Genomic DNA, 12585 nt, shown 5'->3' with positions numbered 1-12585 from the left:
AAGGCTACAAGCTGAAGATATATCTGTTCCTGTTAGGAATTCTTTCTGATGGTAATGACTAAAGAAATAGGAATTAATTTAAGAAATAATAAAGATGAAACCAACGTAGTACTGTTGTAGTTTTGTTATGTATCATAACTTGTATTGCTTAACAATAAAAGTACTTTTAATTACTCTAATTTTCATTTTGTCTTCGATACAAAACGAAACAAAAAATCAAGTTCAAACAAGGAAATTACTGCGTACCGCTCGTTTTCGAAATTCCATGCTTTTGTGCTATCGCACCGCAATTCCATTTCTTCACGCGCTATTTCTTAGTTTGCACAAATACTTGCCTTCATAAGGCTACAAGCTGAAGATATGTCTGTTCCTGTTAGGAATTCTTTCTGATGGTAATGACTAAAGAAATAGGAATTAATTTAAGAAATAATAAAGATGAAGCTACAGCAGAGCTGTTGTAGTTTTGTTTGTATCATAACTTGTATTGCTTAACAATAAAAGTACTTTTAATTACTCTAATTTTCATTTTGTCTTAGATACAAAACGAAACAAAAAATCAAGTCCAAACAAGGAAATTACTGCGTACCGCTCGTTTTCGAAATCCCATGCTTTGGTGCTACCGCACCGCAATTTCATTTCTTCACTCGCTATTTCTTAGTTTGCACAAATGCTTACCGTCAAACCTAAACACCGAAGATATATCTGCTCCCACTAGAATCCTTTCTAGTGGCTAATTATTCAAAAGAATGAAGATAAAACCACAGTAGAGCTGTTGAGGCTTCGTATTTTTTAAGAAAGTTTCTCGTTTTTAAAGCTGGAAGATAAACAACAATATTTCCTTTGTTTTTGAAAACTATGTGTATTTTTACTTGAAAATTGCTGCAACTAGAGGAGTTGATTCAAATAGAAGAATTGCTGAGGTCATTCAATAAAATGTGGGAAAACTAGTTTAGGTTGTTGGTTGGATAAAGTAATTACTATCCGTCCTTGGGAATGCTACGATGCAGAAGTTTGGGTATAATGGGGAAAGAGTTAGATGAAGAACTAGATATCCAATGGCATGACTACGTCGCTTGTAATTATGCTGCTGCTATAGGTGGATGGATGAATGTGGACCCGTTAGCTGAAGAAATGCGTGTGTATTCGAAAACTAAATTCGGTTTGTTTTATTGATCCTGATAGAAATATTGTCTTTACTTCTAGTGGTAGTATGTTGCGAACTGGAGAACAATTAGTAGATTAAGTTACAGCTAAAAGTGGGGTAACGACTTTTATTATTCTTGATCGAACTTATGAGAAAGGGAATATTTATGTGGATAATGGAACGGTCGTAGAGACATTGAGTCTAGTCTCTGTAACTCAAAGAATATTGAAGGTTGATAAAAACGGTATAATACTGATAATACTCATCTGTAAACACTACTAAATGTGATTGTGTATCAGATTGTCTTGGAAACATCCTCGGAGTTAATCAAATATGGATTAATAATAATCAAGTAGAAACCATTCTAGAAAATGATGATTATGTAGCTACGAGTATTGAAGTTATAGCTGAAATTACTGAGTTCAAGAATTGGAAGGGCAATGTTGTTCATTCAGCCGTTAGAAATTCAATGGAATTTATGATGATAATGCAGGAGTTAATACTACTAAAAAAGGTAGGTCTGTAGAAGTAGTATCTAGAGAGGGAACAGAGGGAAGCGTTCGAACTAATGTTGGAAATGGGTTCAAAGGAAATATTAATTTCTTTTTTTAAAATTAATGATAGTGTTTTGGATAATAAGAAAATTAATAGTTTTGGAACTGAGAAGAATGGTGTACGAAAAATTACTGATAAAAAACAAATACTAAAATTTTTAAGGATGACCAAAATGATTAGATTTATAGTTTTAAGTTTTATGGTTCTTTTTTCATGTTCAGACGAAAAGAATTTTTTCGAAGTATCAGAATTTAAAAGTTCGATATTCAAAAGTATAGATAATGATAAACATTATAAAATTGACTTTACCGGAGCTAATAATCAAGTTTTACAACCAACTGATTTTTTAAAGTTTTCTGATAAAGATAAAATATTAATGATCGAAGAATTACTAAGTTTTGAAGGAGATTCAAGAATTAGCTCTAGCCCTTTTTCAAGTTATAATAATTTAAGTTCTCAGATTTATACTGGAAAATCTAAAAAGCACTCTGTTCAAGTAGAGTCCTTATTTTTGATTAATAAAATTTTCTTTGAGAAACCATTTAACTATTCTTCTATGCCTGTATTATTAGATAATAATACTAAAGAAGAATATACAGTTGATGAGGAATCAATTTCTCAAGTTTTTTTAGCTTATAAGAAATGGTTATCCAAAGTTAAGGAGATTGGTTTTGATTCTGCTCGAAGAAAAAATCTAGATCCATTAGAGAATACTAATTTTTCTTGGTGGGGGAGTTAAATTTTTTTAAGTCAGGTAAATAGACATTTAGTTTTAGTGTGATGGTAATGAGTTAAAGGAATTTTAAATAGACAACGCTACTATTAAAGCCATTTATAATGGTGAGAAGTAAAGTTAAAAGTAATAAAGATGAATCCACTGTAGTACTGTTGTGGTTTTGTTTGTTTTTAAGAAAGTTTTCATTTCTAAAGCTAGAAGATAAACAACAATGTTTCCTTTGTTCATTGAAAACTATGTGTATTTTTACTTGAAAATTGCCGGAACTGGAGGAGTTACTTCAAATAAAAGAATTACTGTGGTTATTCAATAAAATGTGGGAAAACCAGATTAGGTAGTTGATGAGATAAAGTAATTACTATACCTTTGGACTCAGATACAAAGTATACAATAATGTAACGAATTCATTAGGTAATAGTGTTGCTCAGAAGTTTGAGGCTAATGGAAAAGAGTTAAACGAAGAACTTGGTATACAATGGCACGACTTCGGGGCTAGGAATTATGATGCTGCTTTAGGTAGATGGATGAATCTTGATCCTCTTGCTGAATCGATGCGTATGCATTCGACATATAACTATGCATTTAATAATCCGATTTATTTTATTGATCCTGATGGAATGGCACCAGTTGGACCGGATGACCCAACAACTCATCAGGTGAAGAAAGGAGAAACATTAACTAAAATATCGAAACAGTACGGTGTTTCAGTAGTTGACTTACAGATACTTAGTTGTGTAGAAGATGTGAGCAAAATATTCGCAGGACAAACTTTGAAAGTAAATCCAGAAATGGACTTTACAGATAATCTTCATGGTGGTTATCTAAATAAGAACAATAATGTAGGTGTTAAGGTTAAACCAGACTATTTAGTTGAGATAGGAACAGATTTTGTTTTTGGGGAAGGACATGAAAATAGTGTAATAGTTGGTGGAGGTGCCTTGAATAGTGTTCAAAATTGGAAACCAATCAAAGATAAAGTTACGCAAGGTTTGTTGAATAATATATCCGATGGGAAAGCATCCTCAGGGGAAACATTTGTGAGTAGTTATTCTCTAGGTAACATAAAAAAATGGGCGAAAGATAATTGGAATAAACCAGGAAACTGGATTTTACCCGTCCATGTTCTTGGAAGTATTGCTATTACTGTCAGAGTTAATGGAGATGGGGAATCTTTTACTGTTTCTGTTTATGACAGTAAAACTATGTCATCTTTCTCCGACAATAATTTAGGTAGTGATTCAAATAAGGAGCGAGGAGATGGAAATAAAGCTATGACTACTACTTATCAAAGATATATTTGGACAGAGAAACTTCCTCGTAAAGGTTATTATGAATTTTATGGTAAACTTTACCGCTTGTTATTGGATAAAGAATAGAGATAAATACAGAATTTATGAATATGAAAAAATATTTAACACTAATAATTTTAATGTTTGCTATTTCATGTGGATGGAATGATAGTCAATGGAATGTCATACAAAAAATAGATGAAAAATTTAAGATATTAAAAGACCCTAATGACGAACGAGCTGGTTTTCGCTTAGTTTCTATGGGTATACACGATAGTAGTTATAATCCATTAATAGATAATTGTACAATTGTCTATTATAATTCTAATTATATCTATGTTAAATCTTTGAATTTCAATAGAACTTCTATATTTACTAAAATAAAAAGAGATGATTCAATTAATTTATCTTCTACATCGGAAGGTATTGAGGCTATTTCTGAGCAAATATTTAACAAACAGGTTTTAAATTGTGAAGAATGTTTAAAAATTGACTTATCAGAAAGCGTTTTGAGTAAGTAAATAGAAATTAAATTATTAAAATAATGGAGATAAAGCCACGACGAGAGTTGTGGTTTTGTTTGTTTTTAGGAAAGTTCTCATTTCTAAAGCTAGAAGATAAACAACAATGTTTCCTTTGTTCTTTGAAAACTTTGTGTATTTATACTTAAAAATTGCTGGAACTAGAGGAGTTACTCCAAATAGAAGAATTGCTGCGGTCACTCAATATAATGAGGAAAACCAGGTTAGGTTGTTGATGAGATAAAGTAATTACTATACCTTTGGACTCAGATACCAAGTATACAATAATGTAACGAATTCATTAGGTAATAGTGTTGCTCTGAAGTTTGAGGCTAATGGGAAAGAGTTAAACGAAGAATTAGGCATAGAAGGGTATGACTTCGGTGCTAGAAATTATGACCCAGCTCTTGGTAGATGGATGAATGTTGACCCTCTTGCTGAACAAATGCGCAGGCATCCGCCGTATAACTATGCGTTTAATAATTCTATTAGGTTTATAGAACCTAATGGGATGGCTCCCGAAGCTTGGAGAGATAAAAACGGAAAAGAATTAACCGCCGAGCAAAGAAAGATTGTAAAAGGCTATATTTTCTATGACCCTAAAGAAAACGGTAAAGATGGGGGCAAAGCAAGCAATGGCTCAATATGATGATGCTTTTGAACAGTATGGAGAGGGAGCAGTTGCTTTAATTGATGCGAATACGGAGGCTGAATTTTCTCAAGATTGGGGAGATATTGATGGCAGTCCAGAACAAATTGTAATTGATGCACACGGTAGTAATCAAGCTCTAGATCTAGATTCTGAAAACGGCGAATATATAGTCTCTACAGGTAATGGAAAAACGAATGTTTCGGGAACATCAGGAACAAATGTTTCAGATTTACCAACTCCTAAAGGAAATTTAGAAAACACAACTCTGTGTTTAAATACGTGTAATTCAAATAACCCTAGTCAAAACCCTATGAAAGGTTCAAAAGAAACTTTAGCTTTAGGCTTTAGTAAAACGAGCGTAGGAACAGTGAGAGGGAGTTATAGGAAAGCTAATATTAGTGAGACGACGGGTAAAGCTACTATTCCATTATATCAAGCACTTAAAGGTGGAGTTTGGTAATTTTTTAAAAATGGAAAACAAGTACAGCGTAAAACAAATATCAAATATCCTACAGGGGCAAAATTATAAAACTATGAAAATTAATAAATTAATAATTTTAATAATATGTTGTGTTATGTTTAGTTGTAATAAAGACACAGAAGTTAGTTTTGAGTTTGTAAAAAGTATTGATATCAAAGAAAACTTTGACTATCCTCCTAAACTAATACATAAAAAAGAACAACTAATTCATATTTTTACTCAGAAACATAAACCATTATATAAGCTAAAAGACTACATAAATTATGAGGCTTTTGATTTTGAGAATTTTGATTACCTATTAGTTTTTAATAATGAATTATTGAAGATTGAAATAGCAGAAGACGAATGTGGTTATTTAAGTAAAACTCCTGTTAAAGCTATTTTTAGTGAGGGTAATAAAGAGAATAGTAATATTTATGTTTATAAGATTTATGATAAAAATAAATATAGAGATTTATGCCCGTAGCATAAATAATCACTCTTCGAAACGGTGATATATTATGTTTAAATACAAAAGCCTTGCGAAATGTAGGGCTTTATGTTTTTATGTTTGTGTTTGCTGGTTTGGTTGTTACTTCTGTTTCTTGTGAGTATTGGTATGCGGTTTAAGAGATTTTATGCTCTTTTGTTTTCTTTTTAAAATGTGTCGTAATTGCATTTTTCGTAGCCTGGCTCTATCTATATTTTTAGCTCTTAGCTGTTCCAGTTTTTTGCTTAGTTCCTTGTTACGTTCTTGTGCCAAACAAAAGAGCAATCCTATATCTCCAATCATGTACCGACTATCTTTGAGATACAGCTCTGTGAGTAGTCCTAGAATAAATAAACTGGTTCTGTGTAGTAATATGATTGCTCCTTTACCTATGGTAGTATCTCCGCTTTGATAATCTCGCATCATAAATATTTTGCCTTTTGCAGATTTTGCACGAAACTGCTTGTACAAAGTCTCAAAATCTCTCCCCCTCCAAATATCAATCATATTAAATATTCATTAAAAAGTAATAGACAATTTATAATATTGCGTATAGCTTTTAAAAGAATTTAAATTGTGCAATTTTCTTTTGGAGAAATTGGTGTAATGACTATAAAATAAAGGGTGAAAAGAAGTTGCTTTTTGAAAAGCATATCAATGATTTGCTGTAATAATCCTGTTTTATAGAATATTGCAAATACTACCATAAAGCCTAGTATCCATAAAATTTGCCTAAAGTTTTTGGCATCGGTTCTGTCCTTTTCATGTGGGTGTCCGCATTCGGGGCAATTTTCAGCACTAGAGTTAATTTGTTTTTGACAAACTTCACAGGTAATTAATCTCGCCATAAATTAAAGAGTTGCAATATTTTTGTTAAAGAAATCTTTGAACTTTGTTTAGCATACTATCAATAATACGAAATACAGCTTTTTTACCTTCATCTTCGAGCTGTTGAATTAAATTGATGCGTTCAGATTCGGATTTATCTACAATGGTAATTTCTTCGTGTACTTCTTCTCTCATGCGTATGAGCTGGTCAATGGTAATCCGAAAATACTTAGCCAGTTTGTAACTAGTGGCGAGTATGAGTAAGTAATTAGAAATTGAATTTTATAGTAATAAAGATGAAACCATTGCAGTACTGTTGTGGTTTTGTTTGTTTTTAAGAAAGTTTTCATTTCTAAAGCTAGAAGATAAACAACAATGTCTCCTTTGTTCTATGAAAATTATATGTATTTTTACTTGAAAATTGCTGGAACTAGAGGAGTTACTCCAAATAGAAGAATTGCTGCGGTTATTCATTAATACAAGAATAAAAAATAGATTGCGATTGTTGATTAGATGTAGTAATTATGATTATTTATGGTGTTGAGCATTAAAAAGATGGCTCATTAATGAAGAAGATGAAAACACCCTCAAACTCTCATGGAGACAGAAAGGCTGTTGGTCCAACTTCATTCCAAGATTTATTTAAAGCATTTAAAACGGAAATAATTTTTTAATGGAGGGAAAAAATAATTTTACGGAGTTAATAAAAGGAAATTACACATTATTAAATGTATTAATAAAGTTCGTAATCTTATTAATAGTTTATTTTATTTCAGAGTATATCATTCAAATTTTTAAGTTAAAAGTTACTCAAAAACAGTTTGTTATTGCAGTTTTTGCTCTGTACTTAGTCGTTAATCTGCTACTATCATGGATATAGCAACCTTGCACGGCTAGTGCTCGTTTGCTCCTGCTATCGCAAGATTTACTTCCCCCGTTCGTCCTAGTATAACAACGTAACGGCTAGTGCTAATCTGTGACTAATACCGAGTATGAGTAAGCAATACAGAAATTAAATTTCAAAAATATTAGAGATAAATTAATTCCTATCCGTCCTTGGGAATGCTAGGATGCAGAAGTTTGAGTATAATGGAAAAGAACTTAATGAAGAACTTGGATTAAAATGGCATGACTTCGGTGCTAGCAATTATAATGCTGCTTTAGGTAGATAGATGAACGTTGATCTGACTGCTGATGTTTTGGAAACTTCCTAACAGTATGTTTATGCTTTAAATATACCAATATCCTAATTTTCCTAGCAGAAAGTAGTAACCAAGCATTGATAACTGATTTTTTTATACAATGAGAGAATTAAGAATGACAGTAACAGTAAAAGAATAGAAATGAAATATTTAATAAATATAATTGTAGTATTAGTAAATGTTGTTTTGTATTTTGCTTTACAAATAATAGGTACTTTTATTCATTTTTTTAGTTTTGGTTCCGGGGGAAGCGCAGATAAATATCTTTTAGTAGTATCTATTTTTATGATATTAATTCAATTGATTTTGTTGATTTGGTTCGCAACCAAAGTAAAGTTTATTATAAATAACAAAATCTTATTATTTATTCTTTGTTTAACTCCAGTCATTATGAGGCTATGGGGTTATTAAATTATAGCTGTTCATCCGATGGCACATAGATGTCGGAGTATGGTCCCTGTTAGAATCTTTGCTAGTGATGGTTAGGAGTATACAAGTAAAGAATATTTTGTAAAAACATCCAAGATAAAACCACAGCAGGGATGTTGTGATTTTGTTTGTATCATAACTTGTATTGTTTAACAAGAATAAAAGTACTTTTAATTACTATAATTTTCATTTTGTCTTCGATACAAAACGAAACAAAAAATCAAGTCCAAGCAAGGAAATTACTGCGTACCGCTAGTTTTCGAAATTCCATGCTCTTGTGCTATCGAACCACATTTCCATTTCTTCACGCGCTATTACTTAGTTTGCACAGATGCTTACCGTCATAAGCTTACAAAACGAAGATATATCTGCTCCTGCTAAAAATCCTTTCTGGTGATAATGACTAAAGAAATAGGAATTAATTAAAAAAATATTATAAGATAACCACAGCAAGGATATTGTGGTTTTGTTTGTTTTATAACTTGTATTACTTAACAAGAATGAAAGTACTTTTAAATACTATTATTTTCATTTTGTCTTCGATACAAAACGAAACAAAAAATCAAGTCCAAACGAGGAAATTACAGCGTACCGCTCGTTTTCAAAATTCCATGCTCTTGTGCTATCGCACCGCAATTTCATTTCTTCACTCGCTATTTCTTAGTTTGTACAAATACTTACCTTCATAAACCTAAACGCCGAAGATATGTCTGCTCTCACTAGAATCCTTTCTAGTGGCTAATTTTTCAAAGTAATGAAGATAACCCCACAGTAGAGCTGTTGTGATTTTGTAGCTGTTAATAAGTCTCGCTTTAAGTGAAAAAGAGTACGAACCAATAAGAAGAGAATGTATCAAGAAGATTAACAGGAATACAACCTTAGTTCTTTGAAAACTTTGTGTATTTTTATCTGAAAAATTGCTGGAACTAGTGGAGTTACTTCTAATAGAAGAATTGCTGTGATTATTAAATAAAATCATGAAATTAACATATCAAAATAGTTGAAAATAAAATGTAAGGGGTATGTTTTTTAATAAGAATGGTATCTTCAAATCTGAAGAATCTGGATTATTAAAAGATTTTGATAAAACTGTAGTAAAAGTCGATATGATAGGAATAAGTAAAGAAGAAGCAGACAAAGTGTTTCCTAAAAATTAAATATGTTTAAAACAAAAAAATAAAGACTATGAAAATAGTAAATAATAAGGCAATTAAATTGACATTATCAATATCTCTAATTATAGCATCCATAGGAAATCTGATCCTTAGGCTAGCTTCAGGTCATCACATAAATACGAAAGATTTTGAAGATATAAAATTAATAGGTGTTATTACGTTTTTTTTTCTTTCAGGTGTTTTATTGTTTTTTTTTAACAGAAAAGGTAGTTCATTTATTAGATATTTGAATATTCTTTTTCTTTCTTTATCTGTAATTAGCTTGCTGTACATTCTTTATGAATTAACAAAGATTAAATTAGATTTATTTTCAGCACTCTTCCCAATTTTATTTTTAATAATAATTTTGTTTTTATCTGTAGTTATGTTAGTCAATATAATAAGGATAAATAAAAGGTATTGAACCAGAATAGGTTATGATAATGTAAGTCACATAAAAGCTGCTACGGACAAAATTAGAAGGGTACTTATTATTTTATTCGAATGAAAATTAGATTTGCAATGTCTCGGAATAGTAGCCTTTTAAAACACCTTAGAGTAGGTGTTTCGGTACTGTTTATCTTAGAATAAAAAAGGGTTATTGGGTGATTTCAAAAGAATATTACGATAATGCCCACAAAAAATAGTTGAATATCAAAAAGGAATAGATGATCCAAAAAAAAGTAAGAAAAAGAAAAAAACTAATCGTGCTCTTATTGTTTCTAGCTTATGGAGTTTATATATGTGTGGAAGAAAAACGTTTTACGCTTCAAGATTTTATAGTTAGTCTTTTAACATCAATATTAGTCTACATTATTTTTATCTGGGGTTATGATAACAAGGCAAGCTAGTTAATCAGTGCTGTCTGTGAGTAATGAGAAAGCCACTGATAAATATATAATTAGCAGGTTATTTACCCAGAAAAATGCCGGAATTGGAGAAGTTACTTTATTAGAAGAATTTCTGTGGTAATTCAATAAAATGAGAAAAACAAGCTTAGGTGTAACTGTTGATAATGGTGATGATGATAGAGCATTTTTAATGGTTCCAAAGGCTGAAAAAATGCATTTCGATTATTCAACAGTTCCAAAGGCTACTAGGTCAAATTTACATAACGGGTTTATGTTGATTATTAAAAATTTCCGTACAACCACAAGTTTAAATGAATGGAAAGCGGCTAGAAAAATAAATAACGCTAAGGCAGCGGATGTTATTGGAAAAAGTAAATAAGAAGATATGATTAGAAAATATTATTTAATACTATTATTGGTAATGGGTTGTGTAAAACCTAGTTCGAATATTAATTCTAATGATTTAGAAAAATGGAATATTGGCAATTTGACTTATATTTCAAGTGTTTGTGAGGACTTTGATAAGTCATTATCTAAAATAATTTTATCCAAAGCCCTTAAAGATAACTTAAGATATAAGCTTATTAATAAGCTCGATTTCAATCAGCCAGTAGAAATTGAGTTCTATGAAGTTTATGAGAATAAACAGCCCAATATAATAATGGTGCGTATTGAAAAAAAAGTTTTTGAATTCATTAGAATAGATGGAGAAATTAACTTAAAAAGAAATCAAGAATCGACATCAAAGAAATGGGAAGAAGAGATTAAGTTAATGGGAGAAAATAAAAATTCGTTTTGTAATGAAATTAAACTACCTGACCCTACGATTAGTATTTATTCAAAAATAAGAATTTATAATAATAAAGTTAAGTTATTGGAAACACAAGTATGGTAATACTTAAAACAAAACATAAACAAAAGAGGCTGTCTGAAAAGTAATTTCAGTCAGTCTTTTTTTGTTTTAAGAAAAAACTTGTCTAGTTTGGTAATGGGTCAAATTAGCACCTGAAGTAAAATGTTGGTTTTTAAATCTGAAAATCAGAAAGATAAAAAGATAGATGCTGTTCTTTTAGATCAGTATCTTTAGTTAATTGAAATATTTAAATTTTGTTAGAGCCTTTAAAACCTAGGTTACTTTTATTCAAAAAAACCACAAACGTTTTCAATATTGTACAAATAGAATCGAGAGGATAAATTTAAATTTACAGATGCATATCAAAAGGTTATCTAGAAAAACAATTTGTTTTACTAGAAATCAAAAATATTTAGAAGCACATTTGAGAATTTATTTTTGGGGATGAAATGTGCTATATTTAAACTATGATTGTGAAATAGTATAATTATGATAAGGAAGTAATTTTTAAAGAGTTTAAAAAAGAACGAGAGAAGATAATTGCAAAGCGACTTAAAGAAGCTGAAAATATATCCGCTCCCGCTAGAAATCCTTTCTAGTGGAGGTTATGAGTAAGCAAATAGAAATTAAATTTCAAAAATTATAGAGGTAAAGTAATTACTATCCGTCCTTGAGAATGTCACGATGCAGAAGTTTGGGTATACTGGAAAAGAGCTAAACGAAGAGTTAGGTATACTATGGCACGAATTCGTAGCTAGAAATTATGATGCTGCTTTGGTTAGATGGAATAAATTTGAGAAACCAATTTTAATACAAAAAAAAGTGAAAATTAAATATCACTTCATTGATTAATGAATTAGATAGAAATGATGGATTCAAAAGAAGTTTTTTATAAAGTTATACTAGATTATTATGTTGGTAAAACTAAAGCCAATAATGTTCAAAATTATTTGAATGAATTAGCTGTGTATCTAAGTTTATATTTTTTTAAGCAGTATAAAGAATACAGGAGACTATATCCTAAATCAAAAAAAAGATACTCCACCTTTAATACTAAAGACTTAGAGAACCCATTAACTCACGACTTAATAATTAATTTTTTTAAAGAGAGATTCAATGAAAATTATAGGAATTATAGCTCAAAAATATTAGGTATTAATAATGATGAGTTTTTGAAATATGAAAAGAATAGAAATGATTTTTATGACATGTGGTAGCCTAGCTCTGATGGCACATAGAATGTCAGGCCTACCGCTAGAATCCTTTCTAGTGGCGGTTATGAGTAAGCAATTGAGAATTGAATTTTGAAAATAACAAGAACAAAGCCACTGCAGAGCTGTTGAGGTTTTGTTTGTTTTATAATTTGTATTGCTTAACAAAAAAAGTTCGTTTAAATACTATTATTTTCATTTTGTCTTAGA

Annotated in this window: 13 protein-coding genes and 2 pseudogenes; 12 read left to right on the top strand and 3 right to left on the bottom strand. The window is 30.5% G+C overall.

The window, feature by feature from the left end; all coding sequences use genetic code 11:
• Window positions 1-1020: 1020 nt before the first annotated feature.
• The 7 genes and pseudogenes from ACXAG7_RS19765 to ACXAG7_RS19735 all read left to right on the top strand — a co-directional run bounded on the left by ACXAG7_RS19765 (window position 1021) and on the right by ACXAG7_RS19735 (window position 5844).
• The gene (locus ACXAG7_RS19765; RefSeq protein WP_476667897.1) at window positions 1021-1173 is read left to right on the top strand and encodes a hypothetical protein; all 153 of its coding nucleotides are present in this window, start codon (window positions 1021-1023) and stop codon (window positions 1171-1173) included.
• 548 nt (window positions 1174-1721) lie between these two features.
• Window positions 1722-2438 (top strand): hypothetical protein, encoded by a 717-nt coding sequence (locus ACXAG7_RS19760; protein ID WP_476667896.1) that lies wholly within the window; start codon window positions 1722-1724, stop codon window positions 2436-2438.
• A gap of 386 nt (window positions 2439-2824) precedes the next feature.
• Window positions 2825-3811 (top strand): annotated as a pseudogene (locus ACXAG7_RS19755) (RHS repeat-associated core domain-containing protein); the annotation flags it as partial.
• 23 nt (window positions 3812-3834) lie between these two features.
• The gene (locus ACXAG7_RS19750) at window positions 3835-4245 is read left to right on the top strand and encodes a hypothetical protein (RefSeq protein WP_408042688.1); all 411 of its coding nucleotides are present in this window, start codon (window positions 3835-3837) and stop codon (window positions 4243-4245) included.
• Window positions 4246-4564: 319 nt separating this feature from the next.
• Window positions 4565-4894 (top strand): RHS repeat domain-containing protein, encoded by a 330-nt coding sequence (locus ACXAG7_RS19745; RefSeq protein ID WP_476667898.1) that lies wholly within the window; start codon window positions 4565-4567, stop codon window positions 4892-4894.
• Window positions 4863-5357, top strand: coding sequence for a hypothetical protein (locus ACXAG7_RS19740; RefSeq protein ID WP_476667895.1), 495 nt, complete (start codon window positions 4863-4865; stop codon window positions 5355-5357). Before ACXAG7_RS19745 ends, ACXAG7_RS19740 begins: the two co-directional genes overlap by 32 nt.
• A gap of 73 nt (window positions 5358-5430) precedes the next feature.
• Window positions 5431-5844 (top strand): hypothetical protein, encoded by a 414-nt coding sequence (locus tag ACXAG7_RS19735; protein ID WP_476667894.1) that lies wholly within the window; start codon window positions 5431-5433, stop codon window positions 5842-5844.
• Between the two features lie 105 nt (window positions 5845-5949).
• Here ACXAG7_RS19735 and ACXAG7_RS19730 read toward each other — a convergent pair whose 3' ends face one another.
• From ACXAG7_RS19730 to ACXAG7_RS19720, 3 genes are all read right to left on the bottom strand, one after another.
• Window positions 5950-6354, bottom strand: coding sequence for a hypothetical protein (locus ACXAG7_RS19730; RefSeq protein ID WP_408042691.1), 405 nt, complete (start codon window positions 6352-6354; stop codon window positions 5950-5952).
• A 62-nt stretch (window positions 6355-6416) separates the two neighbouring features.
• The gene (locus tag ACXAG7_RS19725) at window positions 6417-6695 is read right to left on the bottom strand and encodes a hypothetical protein (protein WP_476667893.1); all 279 of its coding nucleotides are present in this window, start codon (window positions 6693-6695) and stop codon (window positions 6417-6419) included.
• Window positions 6696-6720: 25 nt separating this feature from the next.
• Entirely contained in the window at window positions 6721-6870 is a 150-nt protein-coding gene (locus ACXAG7_RS19720) for a hypothetical protein (protein WP_476667892.1), read from the bottom strand.
• Window positions 6871-9328: 2458 nt separating this feature from the next.
• On the opposite strand from ACXAG7_RS19720, the gene ACXAG7_RS19715 reads away from it, so the two are divergent.
• From ACXAG7_RS19715 to ACXAG7_RS19695, 5 genes and pseudogenes are all read left to right on the top strand, one after another.
• Entirely contained in the window at window positions 9329-9463 is a 135-nt protein-coding gene (locus ACXAG7_RS19715) for a hypothetical protein (protein WP_408042694.1), read from the top strand.
• Window positions 9464-10441: 978 nt separating this feature from the next.
• Window positions 10442-10690: a hypothetical protein gene (locus tag ACXAG7_RS19710; RefSeq protein WP_476667891.1), complete on the top strand. Its 249-nt coding sequence runs from the start codon at window positions 10442-10444 to the stop codon at window positions 10688-10690.
• Between the two features lie 6 nt (window positions 10691-10696).
• Window positions 10697-11206, top strand: a complete 510-nt coding sequence (locus ACXAG7_RS19705; protein ID WP_476667890.1) for a hypothetical protein — start codon at window positions 10697-10699, stop codon at window positions 11204-11206.
• Window positions 11207-11462: 256 nt separating this feature from the next.
• A pseudogene (locus tag ACXAG7_RS19700) lies at window positions 11463-11612 on the top strand (IS1 family transposase); the annotation flags it as partial.
• 418 nt (window positions 11613-12030) lie between these two features.
• The gene (locus ACXAG7_RS19695; protein ID WP_476667889.1) at window positions 12031-12381 is read left to right on the top strand and encodes a hypothetical protein; all 351 of its coding nucleotides are present in this window, start codon (window positions 12031-12033) and stop codon (window positions 12379-12381) included.
• The last annotated feature ends 204 nt before the right edge of the window (window positions 12382-12585 follow it).

It is taken from the genome of Tenacibaculum sp. AWR4_210, assembly GCF_056160945.1.
Note: the sequence above shows the minus strand (reverse complement) of the source record. Positions and strands in the feature narration are given on the sequence as shown.